We start from the raw sequence: 18,346 nt of genomic DNA on the forward strand, positions 1-18,346 counted from the left end.
CGTTGAACGCGGCCGCGAACACCACGGCCTGCTGGGGCTTCAGCACCCCGGTGGACACGACGGTGGCGATCGAGTTCGCCGCGTCGTGAAAACCGTTCATGAAGTCGAATACGAGTGCGACGAGCACGAGCGTCGCGACCATCCACAATGCGAGTTGGATCGAATGCATGTTCGTGATTCGCTCAGGCGTTTTCCAGCACGATGCCTTCGATGATGTTCGCGACATCCTCGAACTTGTCGGTAATGCGTTCGAGCAGGTCGTAGACGCCCTTCAGCTTGATGAGCGTCTTCACGTCGATGTCGTCGCGAAAGAGTTTCGATATCGCCGATCGCAGCACGCGGTCGGCGCGGGTTTCGAGCGTGTCGATCTCTTCGCATGCCTTGAGGATCTGCGGCGACTGCTTCATGTCGGACAGCCGGTTGACCGCGATCTGCGTCTGCAGCGCCGACTGCACGACGATGTCCGCGAGCTCGTTGGCTTCCCCGGTCACCGATTTCAGGTCGTAGACCACGACGGTGGTCGCGACGTCTTCCATCAGGTCGAGGATGTCGTCCATCGTCGTGATCAGCTTGTGGATCTCGTCGCGGTCGAGCGGCGTGATGAACGTCTTGTGCAGCAGGTCGATCGCTTCGTGCGCGAGCTTGTCGCCGGTTCGCTCGGTGGTCTGGACGTTGGCCATGGCCAGCTCGGCATCGTCGAGATTCTCGAGGAGCATCTGAAGCTCGCATGCCGCCAGGACGATGTGCTGCGCATGCGTATCGAAGAGGTCGAAAAACCGGGTTTCGACGGGGAGGAAGCGTCCAAGCATGGATTCTCCGGGGAAAGGGTGAGCGGGATGCGCCGGGTCAGGCCGTGCACGGGCGGCACAGCGTGCTGTTGCCGAACGCGACGTGCCGGCGCTCGGCGAGCGCGCGCAGGTCGAGCGGCCGCCGGTTGACGATCGAGCTGGCGGGCCCGGCCGACAGGTCGGGATTGACGAAGTACATCAGCGACAGGCGGCGCGCGCGGGTGCGCGGGCGTTCGACGGCATGCTGCATCGCCGGCACTTCGCCGTCGGTGAGCGCCTCGAGGAGCGAGCCGGCCAGCACGATCATTTCGTCGGGCCGCGGCAGCGCGGAAACCGGCGACGCGTCGGGCAGGAGCACCAGGCCGGGTGCGGTCGGCCGGATGAACGACAGCAGGTGGCCGTCTTCGTGCGGATCCTGCAGGTACGCTCGGTCGTGGCTGTCGTGCTGCTGCTCGTACGCGCAGAACTGCAGGTACGAGCTGTGCCGGACCGGCGGCTGCGCCGTGCCGCCGAGGTTGTCGCATACCGCATCGAGCAGGTCCTGCGCGATTGCGTTGATGCAGGCTTCGTAGGCTGCCATCTCGCGATAAAACGCGTGTCTGGTCAGCGCGAAGCCGTGATGCGCGTCGCGCCGTGCGACCCAGTAGCAGAACCGGTCGCATAGATCCGGCCGCTCGGGCGTATGCGAGTATTCGAGCCCGAACGGCAGGAAGCCGTCGGTCTGCTCCGGAAACGAGAAGGCATGCTTTTGCCGGCGATCCAGCTGGTCGTAGGCGGCCGCGAGCCGGTCGAAATGCATGAGCAGCGCGTACGGCATCTTGAAGTAGACGTAGCTGTCGCGGATCAGCCGGCTGGCATGGAGTTTCATACGGTTTTGCATGGTGTTCTCCCGGTACATCGTTCATGGCGTGGCGCCGAAAGGCGGGCGTTGCCGCGTTGCCGGCGCATGGGAAGGCGAGGCGTGGTGTGCGCGATCGGGCCTGTGTCACCGCGGCGCGCGTGACGGCGCCGCGGCGGCTCGATGCCAATGACGGGTGGGATGGCGGCGCGGGTGAGCGCCTTTGCGGCTGTCGTGGACGAGCCGGTGTTGCCGGTTCGGCTGAAGGGAAATGTCGAGTCGTGTCATGCGTGCTCCAGGCGCCGGACGGCACACGGCGGGAGCGTCATGACGTCAACGACGGACGAGCGCTTCCCGCCGAGTCGCGTCGGGCGCGATCGGCTGATAAGAGGCTGGGAATCGGGTGGCCGCCGGCATGGCGTGCGAACGCGCGCCGGCGCAGCTTAATCGGCTACTGTCGTCGTCCATTTCGAACTCCTTTTCATTTCGACGGCACGTGCGCGCCCCCGGGCCGTACACGCGCGGGCATGCGGCCGGACACACGCACGTGACGCGGGTCACGTACGGACGCCGCCCGGGTGTCGAGCGGCCACTGAATTGTCGAGTACGGGAACTTCGGATCGACGGCATGCCGATCCTGAAAGACACCGCATCCTGCTATCCCGGGATGCGGCAGAAGACAAGGCTCTGCGAAGCTTCCTCAGGCGGCAGTCAGGTTGGTGCAGGACCAACTACAACTCGCATCGGTAGGCACAGAAGCCTCCATGAATGAAAACGAGTGCGATGTTAAGAGGGAACCGCGCGGCGCGTCAATCGAAAACTTCGCGGGCGTTTCGTGCGGCGTTCGGGGGCACTTCGTTCCGGCGAGCGTGGGCAGGGTCGATAGCGGGATGTGCCCGGGGCGATCGTATCGGCGAACGCACGCGACCCGATTCGGTCAGTGTGCCGAAGCAAATTCGAGACAGGCGTGCGCAGCCCGATCGACGGGGCGGGTTGCGCGGTTGGCGACGCTCGCGGCGGCGGCGAATGCGATGCGTGCGTGGAACGTTGCCCGACCGCGCCGCAGCGACGGCTCAGCGCTTCGTGCGCGTATCGGACGGGCGTTCGCCGAACATGTGCCGGTAATCCGCGGCGAATTCGCCGAGATGGCCGAAGCCCCAGCGTGCCGCGATCTCGGTGATCGACGCGGTTTCGTCAGGCGCCTGCAGCGCCGCCCGGGCGCGCTGCAGGCGGATTTCCTTCAGGTAGCGCATCGTGCCGGTGTCGCGCCATTGCCTGAACGCGCGCTGCAGCGTGCGCACGCTGCAATGCGCGGCGGCCGCGATGTCGGACAGCGTCAGCGGCTCGCCGGCATGCTCGTCGATGTACGCGACGGCGCGCTTCACACACGCCGGCGCGACGTCGTCGCGGGCCGGCGCCGCGCTCGCAAGCTGCTCGCCGACCAGGCTCATGATCAGCAACTCTTCCACCAGCGGCAGTTGCATCGCCTTCAGCGCGGGCGGCGTGCCGGGGTCCAGCAATTGCCGCAACGTCTGCACCGACGCCAGCCAGCGGTTGCGGTGTGCGTCGGGCAGCGTGCACGACGGCAGCGAGGGCGGCGGCGCGCGTCCCGAGACACGACGCCAGAGATCGGCGATGCGCTGCGCGTCGATGCGCACGCCCATCTGCACGTTGTCCTCGCTGTAGCGGAATTGCGCGCGCTCGTTCGAGGTGACGAGCACGGTCGACCCGCGCCCACCGGCGTGCGCGACCCGGCCGCTGCGAATGTCCGACTCTCCGGCCAGCGTGGTGAGCACCAGGACGAAATTGCCGAAGACTTCCGGCCGGATGGCGATTTCCGTCCCGTAGGCGAACCACGACAGTGCGACATCGTCGCCGTCGAGCTTGAACATGGTGGCGGGCATCGCGCGGTGCCGGGCCGCGCTGAACGCATACGGACGATAGACCTTGCCGATTTCGCGCCGGGCGACTTCCAGATCGTCGGATTCGAACAGCATCGCGCCGCGCGGGATGTCGCCGTCGGACAGCGGCGGAGGGAACACCGGCAGCGACAGGCCGGACCGGGGAAGTCGATCGTTCATGGGGTCCCTTCCTGCGGGAGCGGGGGCGCCGCATCGAATAGTGGCGCGTTTCCGATGCCGGTGGCGTCGAAGCGATAGTCGCCCGCGTCCGCGCCGGGAATCATGGGGCCGTGTGGATGCTGAGCGGATCGCAACGGAACCATGGAGCATTCAATGAGCGGAAATTATACGGCGTACATCGACGGCGGGTTCGTCCGCCCGCGCGGCGGCGCGACCTTCGACGCCGTCAACCCGGCCACCGGCGATCATCTTGCGGAGATCGCGCGATGCGGCGCGGCCGACGTCGCCGCGGCGGTCGAGGCCGCACGGCGCGCGCTGCCGGCCTGGAAGGCGACGTCGTACGAGACCCGGGCCGCGCTGACGGCGCATCCGCACGTGGCGAAGCCGGCTCGACGCTCAAGCCGATCCTGCTCGTCGACGGCCATGCGTGAATTCGCGGGCGCGCGGCCTGCATCAATACACCGGCCGTCTGACCGCGCGCCGCACGGAGACTTCCTGTCTCGACAGACCCCTCTCATCGGAGCATGAGCATGACCTACCTTTATCGCGGCATGGATCGCATCGCACTCGACGCCGCGTACGACAACACCAGGGCCGTGCCGGATTTCCCGGCCGTGCTGGCCGATTGCCAGGCGCGCAGCGCGAAGTTTTACGACACGGCGTCGTGCCGGCGCGATCTCCGCTACGGCGATCGTCCCCGCACGCGCTATGACTGGATCGACTGCGGCCGGCACGACGCGCCGACGTTCGTGTTCATTCACGGCGGCTACTGGCAGAACTGCGCGAAGGAGGATTTCGCGTACGTCGCGCGCGGGCCGCTGGCCGCCGGGTTCAACGTCGCGCTGGCCGAATACACGCTGGCGCCCGATGCATCGATGACGCAGATCGTCGGCGAGATCGGCAGCCTGCTCGACCATCTGGCGAGCGATCGCGACCGGCTCGGGATCGCCGGCAGGCCGCTGGTGTTGAGCGGTCATTCGGCCGGCGGCCACCTGACTTTGCAGCATCGCTCGCACCCGGCAGTCACGGCCGCGTTGCCGATCTCCGCGCTCGTCGACCTGGAGCCGATCAGCCTGTCCTGGCTCGACAAGAAACTGAAGCTGTCGGCGCATGAGATCGACGCCTTCAGCCCGCTGCGGCATGTCGGCAGGGGCGTGCCGACGGTCGTCGCGGTGGGCGGCGCGGAGCTTGCGGAACTCGTGCGTCATTCGGACGATTACGCGGCCGCGTGCCGGGCGGCCGGCGAGACGGTCGAACTGATCCACCTGCCGGGCTGCACGCACTTCTCGGTGCTCGACACGCTGGCGAACCCGGACGGGCGCCTGGTGCAGGCGCTGTCCGGACTCGCGAACCGGTAACGCGTGAGCGGGCGTGCTGGCCGGCGCGTTGTGCTTACGCGTCCTGCGTCACGTGCACGGCGGTGCCGTAGCAGATTACTTCGGTCACGCCCGCGCCGATCTCGGTCGAGTCGTAACGCATCGCGACGATCGCGTTCGCGCCGAGCTTGCGCGCGTCGGCGAGCATCTTGTCGAACGCCTGCTGGCGCGCCTTCTCGCACAGCGACGTATAGAGCGTGATGTTGCCGCCGAAGATCGTCTGCAGCGCCGCGCCGAACGATCCGATGATCGAACGCGAACGCACGACGATCCCTTGCGCGACGCCGAGCGAGCGGACAGTCGTATGGCCGGGCAGGTCGAACGCGGTCGTGACGCGGGCGGGTGACAGGTCGTCGAAGGAGCGGGAGGTATCGGTCATGGCGGGACGCATCCGGCGAAGTGGTCGAACGGCGATTCTATCCGGATGCGTGCGGGCGCCCGGTTCGGCTGCCGGACGTCGTGCGGCCGGTGCGACGCGCGACGCCGGCCGCGCACCCTGCGCGGAGGCGGCGTGTGCGGACCGCACGCACACGCCGCCGGGGGTGACGGAACGGCGTTTCAAGCGAATGCCGTCAGCGTTTCGCGGGTGCGGAACCGTCCCCGCCGAGATCGACCGCATACGCCAGCGCCAGCTTGCCGAACTTCAGCGCGTGATTCGCCTGCCGGTCCGAATTCTCCAGCGTGTCGTTTACGGTATGGATGTACGGGTTGTCGTTCTTGTCCGCCTCGAAAGGGAACGAGGCCGGGTAGCCCTGCGCATTCCACGACGCGTGATCCGAGCATGCATACCCGCACTGCGACGTGCCGACCGCGAGTTCGGGCAGGTAAGTCTTCGCGAGGTTGGTCAGGTACGTGTTCTGCGCCGCGTTCGTGTAGTCGGTGATCAGGTAGATATCCTTCGGGTCGCCCTTGTAGTTCGTCATGTCGAGTTGCAGCACGCCGACCACGTTCGCATTCTGCGCGCGGAACTGTTTCGCGATCGCCTTCGAGCCGAGCAGGCCCGCTTCCTCGGCCGCGTACCCGACGAACTTGATCGTCCGTTTCGGCCGATAGTTGTTCGCGAGCAGCACGCGCAGCGCTTCGGTGAGGCTCGCGATGCCCGATGCGTCGTCGTCCGCGCCCGGCGAGCGCGTGTTCTCCGTCGTGCGGCCGACGGTCGAATCGAGGTGGCCGCCCAGCACGATCGTGCCCGCGGCGGGATCGCTTCCCTTGATCGTCAGGATGACCGATTTCTGCGGAAAGCCCGTGTGCGCGAATTGCTCGACGGCGACGTCGGCGCGCGAGCCCGCCAGTTGCTTCCATTGCAGCGCGAGCCAGTCCGACGCGGCGACGCCGTGCGACGTCGTGTAGTAGCGGTTCGTGAAGCCGGACAACGACGTGATCGTGCCGACGATGTTGCTGGCCTGAAGCTGCTGGATCCACGTGCCGATCTGCGGCGCGTTGGAAACCTTGTACGTGGCAGCCGCGGCCTGCTTCGCGAGCGTCGTCGGCAACGGCTGCAGTGCCTGGCGCGCTTCGTCGAACGAGTCGTGCACGACATAACCGGGCCCGTGGCCGCGCGTGTGGTGGACGGCGTGGGCCAGTTCGCCGAGCCGTGAATCGTCGATTTCGACGACGTGAACGGTGTCGCGGCCCGTGGCGCCGTCGGCCGTCTTGCCGGCGTCGAGGGTCGTACTGTATTGCGCGGTGGCGCTTGCGTCGATGCGTTGCAACTGGCGGAACGCCGCGTCGCCGAGCGTGATCCACACCGGTGTGGCGTGCGCGGCGGCGGTCAGCAGCATGCCGCCCAGCGCGGCGCTCAGGCGGGTGAGTTTCGGAATAGGCATGTTCGATCTCGTGAGGAGGGCGATGTCGAGGAAGAGGGCGTGCCGCGGGTCGTGCGGCGCGCCCCCGCCTGCTGCGGCATTACGACTTCTTCGGCACGGTCACGCCGTACGTGCAGCTCTGGTTGTACGCATTGCCGATCGCGGTGAGCTGCGCGCTGCTGTAGCCGAGCGCGGACGCCGCCGTCAGCACGGCCTGCGCGGCGGCCTTCTGGTTGGTCGAGCTGTTGGTCATCGACAACCCCTTCAGGAATGCCTTGTCCATCGCCTGCGCACCGATCGCATCGCGCGCGACGAGGTTGCACGACGCCCAGTACTGTCCGGCCGTGTGGATCTCCGCGCCGCGCGCCTGCGCGTAGGTGCGCCCGACGTTCCAGTTGGTCACGCGGCCGCCCCAGTACTCGTTGTGGCCGTCCCAGTTGTAGACCCAGTGGTACTGCGCGTCCGACGGGCTCCACTGGTTGAAGTCGCGGCTGTACGCGGCGGCGAGATAGTCGCCGGTGCCTTCGGAGAGCCCTTCCTGTTGCGACAGGCCGCCGTTCGTCACCCAGTCGTGGATGCCGTGGCCGAGCTCGTGGATCACGACGTCCGCATCTTCCGCATCGTCGACGCCGCCCTGGCCGAAGGTCAGCCGGCCGCTGCTCGACGAATACGACGAGTTGTCGTCGCCCGATTCGCCGTGCGGGTCGTACTGCACGCCGCCCTTGTACTGGTACGGCATCGCCTTGATGCCGAGCGTCTGGTTCACGTAACGCAGGAACGTGTCGATGTGGTAGTACGCGTTCACCGCCTCGAAGTACAGGTTGCCGCGCGTGAACTCGAACGTGGGCGTCGTCTGCGCGGGGCACGCCTTGTCGAGCGGCGCGTCGAAATCGATGCACGCCGCGTACGGGCCCGTCAGCGTATAGCTCCCGCCCGACTGCGCGAGATCCTTCAGCGTCACGCGCACGCGCGCGGCGGTGAGCTGCGGCGAATCGGCGTCGTTGTTGTCCTTGTAGCCCGTGCTGCCGTAGCTGCTTTTCGTCGACGACAGCGGGTCCGGCCGGAACACGAAGCCGGTGCCGTCGGTCGCGTAGAACGCCTTGTCCTCGGCACGCAGCACTTCGCCGCTGCCCGCGTCGATCAGCAGTTCCCAGTCGCCCTTCGGGCCGTCCTGCGGGCGGCCGCGCACTTTCCACGCGGTATGCGTGCCGGCCTTGTCGACGAAGGCGACCAGCTGTGCGTCCAGATTCGTGAAGCCGCTCACGCCGAGATAGGCGCGTGCGCGGTCGTACGCCTGCTGCTGGTCGACCGCCTGCGACTTGCGGGACGTCGCGACCGCGCCGTTGATCGTGTTGCTCGCGACGTACAGGATGCGGCCGTCCTTCGCGACCGTCACCGCGATGTCGCTGCCGTACACGGGCAGCCCGGCCGCCTGCTGCTGCAGGCGCACGACCGTGAAGTCGGCGTCGCTGCGCTCCGACGTGACGGCGAGGCTCGCGAGCGCGGCCTGGTCGAGCCCGAGCTGCGCGGCCTGCGACGCAACGAAGTCGCGCGCGGCGGCTGCGGGCGTCGCGGCGGCTTTCTTCGCGCGATACGCGGGGTTGTACAGCGTGACGGCGACGCCGTCCGCGCGGAACTGCCCGGCGGCCGTATCGGCTTTCGCGGCCGGCGGCGCGACGCCGCGCGTCAGGCTTTCGCGCAGGCTCGTGACTTGCGGGTTCGAGACTTTCGTATCGGCCGCGCTGCCGCCGACGATGCCGAAACCGAGCGCGAGACCCAGGGCGATCGGCAATGCTTTGCGTGATGTCTGCATGGGTGATCCTCATCTGAACGGTTGGACACGCCCTCGCGCTCGTGGCGCGCAGGCACGACACGGCCCGCGCGCCGGCTCGATCGAGCCGGCGCGGCGAAGCGGTGTTGGGAACCTCGACTGACTTAGTACACCTGAATGTCAGGTCGAAAAGAAACGGGCGGAGGAAAAGCGGGCAGGGAAGCAGGCGAAGAAGCGAACGGCAGGCAGGTGCAGCGATGGCGAATCGAGCATCGTCATGTCATACCCCTCGGATCGGTTCGGATATCGGTCGGCAGCCTGCGCAGCCCGATCGTCGTCGGCTGCGCGGCACACGCCTCGTTAGGCTGCCTATCTAATTTCGAGATATGTTACAGAATATTTTCAACGGGATTGCAATTTATTTTCGATGGCCGCTTCGGGCCGCCGATCAATCGCCGGCATTGTTCAACGAACAGCGGAAAACGCTGCCGGAACGTGCAATACCGCGCGGCATTGTGATTGAAACGCGGGACGATCAGCGCGTCGCACGCCGGTCGCTGCGCGGGCTCAAGCCGAATCGCGCGCGATACGTGCGAGAAAAATGAGATGGCGATTCGAACCCGCACGCGACGCAGACCGACGTGATGCTCATGTCGGTCTGCTGCAGCAGCTCGCGTGCCCGATCGAGACGCAGGTTCAGGTAGAAATGCGTCGGCGTGTCGTTCAGCGTCGCGCTGAACAGGCGTTCGAGCTGGCGGCGGGTGATCGAGACGTCCTGGGCGAGCGCGTCGGAGCCGAGCGGATTTTCCATGTGCCGCTGCATCGTGCCGATCACCTGGATCAGCTTGCGGTTGTGCACGCCGTAGCGGGCGGCGATCTCGAGCCGCTGGCTGTCCGAGCGCTGGCGGATGCGGCTGACGACGAACTGCTCGGAGATCGCCGCCGCGAGATCGGCGCCGTGCCGGCGGCCGATCAGGTCGAGCATCATGTCGATGGACGCGGTGCCGCCCGCGCACGTGATGCGCCGGTCGTCGATTTCGAACAGCTCCTGTGTCGCGTTCAGGCCCGGATAGCGTTCGCGGAACGCCGCCAGCGCTTCCCAGTGCAGCGTGAGCGGCTGCGACGCGTCGAACAGCCCGGCTTCCGCGAGCACGAAGCTGCCCGTGTCGATCCCGCCGAGCGTCGCACCATGACGGTGCTGGCGCCGCAGCCAGTCGCCGAGCGTGCGCGTGTAGCACACGAGCGGATCGAAGCCCGCGACGACGAAGACCGTATCGACCTTTCCGACCGCCTCGCAGGCGGCCTCGGCGGCGACCGGAATGCCGTTGCTCGCGGCGACGGGCGCGCCGTCGGCGCTGATCACGTGCCAGCGGTAGAGCTCGGTGCGAAAGCGGTTCGCGACGCGCAGCGGCTCGACCGCGGACATGAAGCCGAGCGCGGAGAAGCCGGGCAGCAGCAGGAAATGGAAATCCTCGGGCATCGGGGCGGGGGATGGAGTCCGGTGGTCGTCAGGCATCGCGCGGCCCGGCGAGCGTGCCGGGCATGCGCCGCGTCCGGCGCGCGCCGGGCGGTCAGCGGAACATTATCGCGGGTTTTGCGCGGCCTCAGCGCGTTTTCGCGCCGCGCATCGAGCGGCGCGCGGTGGCCGACGGCAATTCGCCGAATTGCGCCTTGTACGCATTCGCGAAGTGCCCGAGATGGATGAAGCCCCAGCGTGCGGCCGCATCGCTGATCGGCAGGTCGGCCTGCCGCGTGTCGAGCAGCATCCGCCGCACCTGCGACAGGCGCAGTGAGCGCACGTAGTGCAGCGGGCTCATCTGCACGACCGACTGGAAGCTGTTCTGCATCGTGCGCCGGCTCACGCGCAATTGCGCGCACAGGCTCAGCACGTCGACCGGCGCTTCCGGATGGCCGATCACGTAGTCGTGCACGCGGCGCACGATGTCGGCGCGGCACGCATGCGTGAGCCGGTTCGACGGCTCGGGCATCCGGTACGTGAGGAGATCGACGAGCACGTTGCCGATTTCGCCGCGCAACGCGCGTTGCGCGCGCACGTCGCGGTACATGTCGGGTGCGCCGAGCACGCGTTCGAGTTGCGTCGCGATCTGCACGCCCGCACGCATCAGCGCGGCAGTGGGCATGTCGACGACGCCGCGCCGCAACGTGGCTTCGTCGAGCCGGACATCGGCCGCATCCTCGACCTGCTGCAGCAGCGCGCGATCGGCGACGACGCCGATCAGCGACATGTCGTCGGGCGAATGCAGCTCGAACGGCGCACCGCCGCGCGCCATCACCATCGTGCCGCGTTCGATGCGCACGCCGCCGAATGCGAACGCCCCCGAGCCGGTGAGCGGCATGCCGAACACCGTATGGTCGTGCGGCAATCGTCCGCGCTGGATGATGCGGACGTTGGCGGTTTCCTGGAACAGTTGCAGGCCGTCCAGCAACGCGTGCTTGACGGTGCTGCGATACGCGCCGGGGCCGATCTGGTCGTAGCGCTGGTTCCAGCCGCGCAGCGCGTCGGCATGCCGGTCCGCGTCGTCGAACCTCTCGTGAAACACGAACACGGCGCCTCCGGGCGTATCGATCAGGATCGCGCAAGGTTAAACCGGCCGGGCGGTCGGCGCAATAAGGGGCCGCGCTATCCGGCAGGTCTTCGTTCGAGGGTCGGAAACCACCGGCCGGCGCGGCTTTCAGGCGGATTTCCAATATCCCGAATCGGCACGCACGCGGTGCCGGTCCGGGTGCTGGACGGTTTTTTTGTCGCACTACAGTCGCCCCACATTACGTGAATCCCCACTGGAGGCGACATGAGGACAAGGCGACGAACCGCGGCGCTCGCGGCGACGCTGGCGTTCGCGGCGGCATGGGCCGGCGGCGCGAACGCGACGGAAAAGCCCGAGGAACTGGTCGTGCAGAAGATGCCGCCGTGGCATCCGCACGAGGTCTATATCGTCGACATCTCGATGCCGTCGATGACCGACGGACGCATCTACGTGTACGACGCCGACGCGAAGCGGCTGCTCGGCCAGATCGACGGCGGCTTCGGCCCCGGCCTCGCGATTTCGCCCGACCGCAAGACCAGCTTCGTCGCGACGACCTACTTCTCGCGCGGCTCGCACGGCACGCGCACCGACGTCGTCGAGATCACCGACAACACGACGCTCGATCATGCGGGCGAGATCGAGATTCCGCCGAAGCACGCGCAGCACGTGCCGTCGCCGTACAACACCGCGTTCAGCGCGGACGGCCGGCGGCTGTACGTCGCGAACATCACGCCGGCGGCGTCGGTGACGGTGATCGACGCCGTGTCGAAGAAGGTGCTGTCGGAGATCGACACGGCGGCCTGCGTGCTCGCGTATCCGTCGGGCAACGACCGCTTTACCGCGCTGTGCGAAAGCGGCAAGGCGCTGACCGTGACGCTCGACGCGAACGGCAAGGAAACCGGGCGCGCGCTGTCGGACGCGTTCATCGACGTCGACAAGGATCCGGCGTTCGTGAACGCGTCGCGCTACGCGGGCGGCTATCTGTTCACGACTTACGGCGGCAACGTGCGAAGCGCGGATTTCGGCGGCGACAAGCCGGTGTTCGGCAAGCCGTGGCCGCTGCTGACGGACGCCGAGCGCGCCGAGGGCTGGCGCCCCGGCGGCATGCAGCAGACGGCCGTGCAGGCGCGGCAGAACCGCTACTACGTGCTGATGCACCGCGGCGGCGAGGGCTCGCACAAGGAGCCCGGCACGCAGGTGTGGGTGTACGACCTGAAGTCGAGGCAGCGCGTCGCGCGCTGGGATCTCGCGCAGCAGAAGGTCGATCCGCTCGTGTCGATCCAGGTCAGCGAGGACGACAGGCCGTTGTTCTACGGGCTGACGGCGACGTCCGACCTCGTCGTGATGGATGCGGGCACCGGCCGGCTGCAGCACGTCGAGAAGCAGATCGGCAATACGTCGTCGCTGCTCGTCAACCCGTGAGGCCGCGATGATCCTCGATCCCGTCCTTGCCACCGGCGCGCCGGCCGGCGCCGCCGTCGTCGTGCTGCTCGGAGCCTTCGCGAAGATGCGCCGGCCTGCCGCGTTCAGCCAGGCGCTCGCCGGCTATCGGTTGTTGCCCGACGCGCTGACCGCGCCCGTCGCGTTCGCGATTCCGCTCGCGGAACTCGCCGGCGCCGCCGCACTGCTGTTTCCCGACACGCGCACGGCCGGCGCGATCGGCCTGATCGCGTTGCTCCTCGCCTTTGCCGCCGCGATGGCGATCAACCTCCTGCGCGGCCGAACCGACATCGACTGCGGCTGTTCCGGCTTCTCCACTGCGCGGGCGGATGCCCCGCGCGGCATCGGCTGGCTGCATGTCGGACGCGCGCTGCTGCTCGTCGCACTGGTCGCGGCCGCGCTCGTCGAGCCGGGCGGCCGCGCCGTCGTGTGGTTCGACTACCTGACGCTGTGCTTTTCCGTGCTGCTGACCGTCTGCGCGCTGCTCACCGTCGACGTGCTGCTCGCCAACGTGCCGCGCCTTTCCCACCTGAGGAATTCATGATGCAAACCGCTCTCACCGTTTCCACCGCCCTGCTGTGGGTGGCCGTCCTCGCGCTCGGCGCGATCTGCCTCGCGCTCGTGCGCCAGATCGGCATCCTGTACGAACGCATCATGCCGGCCGGCGCGCTGATGATCGACAAGGGGCCGGCGGTCGGCGCGATCGCGCCGACGTTCGAACTGACCGACCTGCGCGGCTCGCACGTGAAGGTCGGCGGCATCGATGCATCGGGCAAGGCGACGCTGCTGTTCTTCCTGTCGCCGACGTGCCCCGTCTGCAAGAAGCTGTTGCCGCTGCTGCCGTCGCTGCAGGCGAGCGAAGCGACGCCGGTGAACATCGTGCTCGCGAGCGACGGCGATGCGGACGAACACACGCGCTTCGCGCGCAAGCACGACCTCGGGCGTTTCCCGTACGTGCTGTCGCAGGAGCTGGGTCTCGCGTACCAGATCGGCAAGCTGCCCTACGCGGTGCTGCTCGACGAAACCGGCACGGTGCGCGCGAAGGGGCTCGTCAATACGCGCGAGCATCTCGAAAGCCTGTTCGAAGCGAAGGAGCGCGGCGTCGCATCGCTGCAGCAGTTCGTGCACGGCGATCACAGCCACGACGCGCACGCGCAGCACGCATGACCGGCCGAACCTCTTTCAACGTCAAGGGAGAACAACGACATGGGCCTGTTTGATTCATGGTTCGAGCGGTCGGCGCGCGGCGTCGCCCAGCACAGTTCGCGGCGCAGTGCGATGGCGAAGCTCGGCAAGGTGCTGGTGGGATCGGCGATGCTGCCGCTGCTGCCCGTCGATCGCACCGCGTATGCGGCCGATGCGGCGTCGGGCACCGCGTCCGGCGCCGGCGCCGCATCGGGCGCGAGCGATGACCGGACGAGCTGCGACTACTGGAAATACTGCGCGATCGACGGCTGGCTGTGCAGCTGTTGCGGCGGCACGTCGAGCAGTTGCCCGCCGGGCACGACGCCTTCGCCGATCACGTGGATCGGCACCTGCCGCAATCCGCACGACGGTTCGGACTACATCGTGTCGTACAACGATTGCTGCGGCAAGACCTCATGCGGCAAGTGCTTCTGCAACCGCAACGAGCGCGAGAAGCCGCTGTACAAGCTGTCGTTGAACAACGACATCAACTGGTGCATGGCCAACGGTAATTCGAACTATCACTGTTCGGTTTCGGTTCTGCTGGGAGCGGCGAAGCAATGAAAGGGAAGCAAGCAGGAAGGATTGCGGTTGCGTGCATTGCGGCCGTGGCAGCCTTTGCATGGTCAGGCGCCGCCGATGCGCAGGAAGCCGTGCACTACCCGGCCGGCAAGAGCCTGTTCGATGCGCAGTGCGCGGTGTGCCACCAGGCGGGCGGCAAAGGGCAGGACGGGCTCGCGCCGCCGCTGACCGAGTATCCGGGCAAGTACGCGGCGGCCGAGCCGGGGCGGGCGCAACTGGTCGCGACGCTGCTGCACGGCATGTTCGGCGAGATCAAGGTGCACGACAAGCGTTACAACTTCAAGATGCCGTCGTTTGCGAGCGCGAGCGATGACGATATCGCGCACGTGCTCAACTATGTCGTGTTCGATCTCAACGCGCAGCACGGCGATGCGAAGCCGTTCACGGCGGCCGAGATCCGCGCGGCGCGCGCGAAGCAGATGGACGGCACGGCCGTGCATGCGCAACGCGATGTCGTGATCAAGGGGCTCGGCCTGTGAACGTTGCCCGCGCGTCTCGCGTTTGCGACGCCGCGCCGCGCACGCGGTGCGCGGCGGTATTGCGGCTCGGCAACCTGACGCGCCGCCTGTCGCCGCTGCTGATGCTGGCCGGGGCGGTCGTCAGCTTGATGACCGCGGCGCCCGCGCATGCCGAAGGCACGGCCGACGCGGCGCTCGCACGGCAGCACTGGGTGCTCAACTGCATGGGTTGCCACACGGCGACGGGCGGCGGCATTCCCGGCAAGGTGCCGCCGCTCGCCAAGTCGCTCGGTTATTTCACGCATCTGCCGGCCGGGCGCGAGTATGTGATGCGCGTGCCCGGCGCGTCGAACTCGGCGCTGTCGGACCAGGAATTGGCCGACGTGCTCAACTGGGTGCTCACGACCATGAACCGCGATGCGCTGCCGCGCGACTTCAAGCCCTATACGGCCGCCGAAGTCGCCGCGCAGCGCCGTCCCGCCTTTGCCGACGTCGCGACCGTGCGCGCCGGGCTGGTCCGCGCGTTGCAGGCGCGCGGGATCGACGGCGTCGCGGATCGCTACTGAGCGACTCATTCAAAAAATCAAGGGAACCTGATCAGGGAGACCTGGAGATCGCGAACGGCAACGCCGATATCGTGATCGTTCGTGTGCGGGCGCCGCGCCGCGATCCGCGCGTGCGCTTCGTCGAACTCGCGGCCGAGCGTTTATGCGCGGCCGTGCCGGCCGATCATCCGCTGGCGGGCGCAAGCGCACGGCGATCTCGCGGCAGCGGCGCGAGCCGTTCGTATCGGCCATGCATCGGGAGCGGGGCGGGCTGGCGCGCGTCGTGATCGACCTCTGCCTGAAGCGGGGATTCGTGCCCGCTACCGCCCGGATCGTGTCGCTGAAGACGTCGATGCTGAATCTCGTCGCGCCGGGCACGGCGTCGCGATCGTGCCGGAACGGATGGCGAGTCTCGGTAGCGACGGGGTCGTCTTCGTGCCGATTTCCGATGAAGACGCACGGTCGGGTTGCGCGCTGGTGTTGCCGGTCGAGCCGACGGTGCGGCGGACGCGTTCGTGCGGGTGGTCGCGGGACGCAGGCAGGCCGACGATTGACGGGCACGCCGCGAGCGATCTTGCCGGACAAGAAAACCGCGCCGCGTTAGCCGTTTGCATAGCCGATCGGCCTGCTTGCTCCCCGCGACCCTCCGCGCCTGTTCCTGGAAAAACGAAACCCCACGCTCCGGAAAACGTGGGGTTCGTCAGCAGTCTGAGCCAACCCGTAACGGGTTGGCTTTTTGCCTGGAGATGACCGGTATCAGAACTGGTTCATCGTGTTGTCCTTGCCTGCCGCCTTCAGCGCTGCGTCGCCGCTGAAGTATTCCTTGTGATCGTCACCGATGTCCGAGCCGGACATGTTCTGGTGCTTCACGCAGGCGATACCCTGGCGGATTTCCTTGCGCTGCACGCCGGCCACGTAGCCCAGCATGCCCTGGTCGCCGAAGTATTCCTTGGCCAGGTTGTCGGTCGACAGCGCGGCGGTGTGGTACGTCGGCAGCGTGATCAGGTGGTGGAAGATACCTGCTTCACGCGATGCGTCGGCCTGGAACGTGCGGATCTTCTCGTCGGCCAGCTTCGCCAGTTCCGTCTCGTCGTACTCCACGCTCATCAGTTGCGCACGGTCGTATGCCGACACGTCCTTGCCCTCGGCCTTCAGCGCGTCGTACGCCTGCTGGCGGAAGTTCAGCGTCCAGTTGAACGACGGGCTGTTGTTGTACACCAGCTTCGCGTTCGGGATGACCTTGCGGATCTCGCTGACCATGCCGCCGATCTGTGCGATGTGCGGCTTTTCGGTTTCGATCCACAGCAGGTCGGCGCCGTTCTGCAGCGACGTGATGCAGTCGAGCACGCAGCGCGCTTCGCCCGTGCCGGCGCGGAACTGGAACAGGTTGCTCGGCAGGCGCTTCGGACGCAGCAGCTTGCCGTCGCGCTTGATGACGACGTCACCGTTGCCCAGCTGGTCGGCCGACAGTTCTTCGCAGTCGAGGAACGCGTTGTACTGGTCGCCCAGGTCGCCCGGCGTGTTGGTCACGGCGATCTGCTTGGTCAGGCCGGCGCCCAGCGAGTCGGTACGGGCCACGATGATGCCGTCGTCCACGCCCAGTTCCAGGAACGCGTAGCGGATCGCGCGGATCTTCGCGAGGAAGTCCTCGTGCGGCACGGTGACCTTGCCGTCCTGGTGGCCGCACTGCTTCTCGTCGGACACCTGGTTTTCGATCTGGATGCAGCATGCGCCTGCTTCGATGAACTGCTTGGCCAGCAGGTAGGTGGCTTCCGCGTTGCCGAAACCGGCGTCGATGTCGGCGATGATCGGCACCACGTGCGTGACGTGGTTGTCGATCTTGTCCTGGATCGCGGCCTTTGCCGTTGCGTCCTTGGCGGCGTCCAGCTCGCGGAACAGGCCGCCCAGCTCACGGGCGTCGGCCTGGCGCAGGAACGTGTACAGCTCGCGAATCAGCGCGCTGACCGAGGTCTTTTCGTGCATCGACTGGTCCGGCAGCGGGCCGAACTCGGAGCGCAGCGCGGCCACCATCCAGCCGGACAGGTACAGGTAGCGGCGTTCGGTGCTGTTGAAGTGCTTCTTGATCGAGATCATCTTCTGCTGGCCGATGAAGCCGTGCCAGCAACCCAGCGACTGCGTGTACTTGGCCGGGTCGGCGTCGTAGGCGGCCATGTCGGCGCGCATGATCTTCGCGGTGTACTTGGCGATGTCCAGGCCCGTCTTGAACTTGTTCTGGGCACGCATGCGGGCGGCGTACTCGGGGCTGATCGCATTCCATGCGCTGCCGTTGTTTTCCTTCAAACCGGCAATTGCCTTGATGTCGTCTTGATACTGGGCCATGTCAATCTCCTGGGAGCAAATCGCGTTTGAGTAACTGGTTGAGCGTGCCCGCTACGTCTGTTGCAGCGAACGGCATGACTGAATAGTAACGCCAGCCGCCGGGAATTTGTCGATGTCTTATATAAGACATAAGACATTATTTTTTCTTGTTTTTCAATGAGATACGTTGCGATTTTTGCGATGTAAAACATGTTTTCAAGCGACGAAAAGGCGGCGGCGCAGGAATTCGGCCGAGATTCCGCAATACGAAATGCCCTTTCGGCTGCTGGAGGCGCGACCACTTTTACACGGGTCCGTGACACGCAGCCGTCAGCGCGACACGCGGGCAGCCGCGCGGGCCTGCCGGTTCGTCCCGGTCGAAGCGGACTGCGCGCGCCGCATGCGGACAAGCCGGCGTCGCCTGAAATGTGCGTGAAAGCCCCGTCCAGAAAGCCTCCTCGAAACCCTAATGGTTTCCACTCATAGTCGCAAACAGGCAAGAACAGGTCGCCGCCGGTCTTCTTGCGGCGAATATGGCTCGTTACTTTTACTCCCACGATGCAGGCCGGCGCACACCCCGCGCACCGGCTGCCGCGCGTCCAACCGGGAGGA

General features: G+C 66.9%; 18 protein-coding genes. 8 read left to right on the forward strand and 10 right to left on the reverse strand.

Annotated features, from left to right (window positions below; translation table 11 throughout):
* From GQ57_RS41875 to GQ57_RS38230, 4 genes are all read right to left on the reverse strand, one after another.
* Nucleotides 1–169 (reverse strand): inorganic phosphate transporter (locus GQ57_RS41875; protein WP_200880664.1); only part of this gene is annotated, 169 nt, incomplete at its 3' end.
* Between the two features lie 13 nt (nucleotides 170–182).
* Entirely contained in the window at nucleotides 183–809 is a 627-nt protein-coding gene (locus GQ57_RS18790) for a DUF47 domain-containing protein (RefSeq protein WP_031402783.1), read from the reverse strand.
* A gap of 37 nt (nucleotides 810–846) precedes the next feature.
* A complete protein-coding gene (locus tag GQ57_RS18795) occupies nucleotides 847–1,656 on the reverse strand; it encodes a 2OG-Fe(II) oxygenase family protein (RefSeq protein WP_052001389.1) in 810 nt (269 codons plus the stop codon).
* Nucleotides 1,657–2,699: 1,043 nt separating this feature from the next.
* A complete protein-coding gene (locus tag GQ57_RS38230; RefSeq protein WP_031402785.1) occupies nucleotides 2,700–3,707 on the reverse strand; it encodes an AraC family transcriptional regulator in 1,008 nt (335 codons plus the stop codon).
* A 153-nt stretch (nucleotides 3,708–3,860) separates the two neighbouring features.
* Between GQ57_RS38230 and GQ57_RS41880 the strand changes: the two genes are divergently transcribed.
* Both GQ57_RS41880 and GQ57_RS18810 read left to right on the forward strand, forming a co-directional pair.
* Entirely contained in the window at nucleotides 3,861–4,235 is a 375-nt protein-coding gene (locus GQ57_RS41880; RefSeq protein ID WP_235215093.1) for an aldehyde dehydrogenase family protein, read from the forward strand.
* Nucleotides 4,232–5,065, forward strand: coding sequence for an alpha/beta hydrolase (locus tag GQ57_RS18810; protein WP_031402787.1), 834 nt, complete (start codon nucleotides 4,232–4,234; stop codon nucleotides 5,063–5,065). The genes GQ57_RS41880 and GQ57_RS18810 overlap by 4 nt, the downstream gene beginning before the upstream one ends.
* A gap of 34 nt (nucleotides 5,066–5,099) precedes the next feature.
* On the opposite strand, the gene GQ57_RS18815 is transcribed toward GQ57_RS18810, so the two are convergent.
* The 5 genes from GQ57_RS18815 to GQ57_RS18835 all read right to left on the reverse strand — a co-directional run bounded on the left by GQ57_RS18815 (nucleotide 5,100) and on the right by GQ57_RS18835 (nucleotide 11,226).
* Nucleotides 5,100–5,462 carry a YbjQ family protein gene (locus GQ57_RS18815; RefSeq protein WP_031402788.1) on the reverse strand — a complete coding sequence of 121 codons (363 nt, stop codon included), beginning with the start codon at nucleotides 5,460–5,462 and terminating at the stop codon, nucleotides 5,100–5,102.
* 193 nt (nucleotides 5,463–5,655) lie between these two features.
* Nucleotides 5,656–6,909: a M20/M25/M40 family metallo-hydrolase gene (locus GQ57_RS18820; RefSeq protein WP_034198697.1), complete on the reverse strand. Its 1,254-nt coding sequence runs from the start codon at nucleotides 6,907–6,909 to the stop codon at nucleotides 5,656–5,658.
* 79 nt (nucleotides 6,910–6,988) lie between these two features.
* Nucleotides 6,989–8,701, reverse strand: coding sequence for a M36 family metallopeptidase (locus tag GQ57_RS18825; protein ID WP_034198698.1), 1,713 nt, complete (start codon nucleotides 8,699–8,701; stop codon nucleotides 6,989–6,991).
* Nucleotides 8,702–9,194: 493 nt separating this feature from the next.
* Nucleotides 9,195–10,139, reverse strand: a complete 945-nt coding sequence (locus tag GQ57_RS18830) for a GlxA family transcriptional regulator (protein ID WP_031402791.1) — start codon at nucleotides 10,137–10,139, stop codon at nucleotides 9,195–9,197.
* A gap of 124 nt (nucleotides 10,140–10,263) precedes the next feature.
* Complete coding sequence (locus GQ57_RS18835; protein WP_034198699.1) at nucleotides 10,264–11,226, reverse strand: helix-turn-helix domain-containing protein; 963 nt, start codon at nucleotides 11,224–11,226, stop codon at nucleotides 10,264–10,266.
* Nucleotides 11,227–11,469: 243 nt separating this feature from the next.
* Here GQ57_RS18835 and GQ57_RS18840 point away from each other — a divergent pair, with 243 nt between their 5' ends.
* The 6 genes from GQ57_RS18840 (at nucleotide 11,470) to GQ57_RS18865 (ending at nucleotide 15,436) form a co-directional block, all read left to right on the forward strand.
* On the forward strand, nucleotides 11,470–12,627 hold the full coding sequence (locus tag GQ57_RS18840) for an amine dehydrogenase large subunit (RefSeq protein ID WP_031402793.1): 1,158 nt from the start codon (nucleotides 11,470–11,472) through the stop codon (nucleotides 12,625–12,627).
* 7 nt (nucleotides 12,628–12,634) lie between these two features.
* A complete protein-coding gene (locus tag GQ57_RS18845; RefSeq protein WP_034198700.1) occupies nucleotides 12,635–13,189 on the forward strand; it encodes a MauE/DoxX family redox-associated membrane protein in 555 nt (184 codons plus the stop codon).
* Complete coding sequence (gene mauD / locus GQ57_RS18850) at nucleotides 13,186–13,812, forward strand: methylamine dehydrogenase accessory protein MauD (protein ID WP_031402795.1); 627 nt, start codon at nucleotides 13,186–13,188, stop codon at nucleotides 13,810–13,812. The genes GQ57_RS18845 and mauD overlap by 4 nt, the downstream gene beginning before the upstream one ends.
* A gap of 39 nt (nucleotides 13,813–13,851) precedes the next feature.
* The gene (locus tag GQ57_RS18855) at nucleotides 13,852–14,394 is read left to right on the forward strand and encodes a methylamine dehydrogenase light chain (RefSeq protein WP_034198701.1); all 543 of its coding nucleotides are present in this window, start codon (nucleotides 13,852–13,854) and stop codon (nucleotides 14,392–14,394) included.
* A complete protein-coding gene (locus GQ57_RS18860) occupies nucleotides 14,391–14,891 on the forward strand; it encodes a c-type cytochrome (RefSeq protein ID WP_034198702.1) in 501 nt (166 codons plus the stop codon). The genes GQ57_RS18855 and GQ57_RS18860 overlap by 4 nt, the downstream gene beginning before the upstream one ends.
* Nucleotides 14,892–14,992: 101 nt before the next feature.
* A complete protein-coding gene (locus GQ57_RS18865) occupies nucleotides 14,993–15,436 on the forward strand; it encodes a c-type cytochrome (RefSeq protein ID WP_235215096.1) in 444 nt (147 codons plus the stop codon).
* A 735-nt stretch (nucleotides 15,437–16,171) separates the two neighbouring features.
* Here GQ57_RS18865 and GQ57_RS18875 read toward each other — a convergent pair.
* Nucleotides 16,172–17,755: an isocitrate lyase gene (locus GQ57_RS18875; protein ID WP_031402799.1), complete on the reverse strand. Its 1,584-nt coding sequence runs from the start codon at nucleotides 17,753–17,755 to the stop codon at nucleotides 16,172–16,174.
* Between the last annotated feature and the right edge of the window lie 591 nt (nucleotides 17,756–18,346).

Source organism: Burkholderia sp. MSh2 (genome assembly GCF_000731655.1).
In the GTDB taxonomy this organism is placed as follows: Bacteria; Pseudomonadota; Gammaproteobacteria; order Burkholderiales; family Burkholderiaceae; genus Burkholderia; species Burkholderia paludis.

Excerpts from the sequence above, each read along its gene's own strand:
- GQ57_RS18815 (WP_031402788.1), bottom strand. The coding sequence starts at position 5,462 with ATGACCGATACCTCCCGCTCCTTCGACGACCTGTCACCCGCCCGCGTC.
- GQ57_RS18795 (WP_052001389.1), bottom strand. The coding sequence starts at position 1,656 with ATGAAACTCCATGCCAGCCGGCTGATCCGCGACAGCTACGTCTACTTC.
- GQ57_RS18810 (WP_031402787.1), top strand. The coding sequence starts at position 4,232 with ATGAGCATGACCTACCTTTATCGCGGCATGGATCGCATCGCACTCGAC.
- GQ57_RS18790 (WP_031402783.1), bottom strand. The coding sequence starts at position 809 with ATGCTTGGACGCTTCCTCCCCGTCGAAACCCGGTTTTTCGACCTCTTC.
- GQ57_RS38230 (WP_031402785.1), bottom strand. The coding sequence starts at position 3,707 with ATGAACGATCGACTTCCCCGGTCCGGCCTGTCGCTGCCGGTGTTCCCT.
- GQ57_RS18825 (WP_034198698.1), bottom strand. The coding sequence starts at position 8,701 with ATGCAGACATCACGCAAAGCATTGCCGATCGCCCTGGGTCTCGCGCTC.
- GQ57_RS18845 (WP_034198700.1), top strand. The coding sequence starts at position 12,635 with ATGATCCTCGATCCCGTCCTTGCCACCGGCGCGCCGGCCGGCGCCGCC.
- GQ57_RS18855 (WP_034198701.1), top strand. The coding sequence starts at position 13,852 with ATGGGCCTGTTTGATTCATGGTTCGAGCGGTCGGCGCGCGGCGTCGCC.
- GQ57_RS18860 (WP_034198702.1), top strand. The coding sequence starts at position 14,391 with ATGAAAGGGAAGCAAGCAGGAAGGATTGCGGTTGCGTGCATTGCGGCC.
- GQ57_RS18840 (WP_031402793.1), top strand. The coding sequence starts at position 11,470 with ATGAGGACAAGGCGACGAACCGCGGCGCTCGCGGCGACGCTGGCGTTC.
- mauD (WP_031402795.1), top strand. The coding sequence starts at position 13,186 with ATGATGCAAACCGCTCTCACCGTTTCCACCGCCCTGCTGTGGGTGGCC.
- GQ57_RS18820 (WP_034198697.1), bottom strand. The coding sequence starts at position 6,909 with ATGCCTATTCCGAAACTCACCCGCCTGAGCGCCGCGCTGGGCGGCATG.
- GQ57_RS41880 (WP_235215093.1), top strand. The coding sequence starts at position 3,861 with ATGAGCGGAAATTATACGGCGTACATCGACGGCGGGTTCGTCCGCCCG.
- GQ57_RS18875 (WP_031402799.1), bottom strand. The coding sequence starts at position 17,755 with ATGGCCCAGTATCAAGACGACATCAAGGCAATTGCCGGTTTGAAGGAA.
- GQ57_RS18865 (WP_235215096.1), top strand. The coding sequence starts at position 14,993 with ATGCTGGCCGGGGCGGTCGTCAGCTTGATGACCGCGGCGCCCGCGCAT.
- GQ57_RS18830 (WP_031402791.1), bottom strand. The coding sequence starts at position 10,139 with ATGCCCGAGGATTTCCATTTCCTGCTGCTGCCCGGCTTCTCCGCGCTC.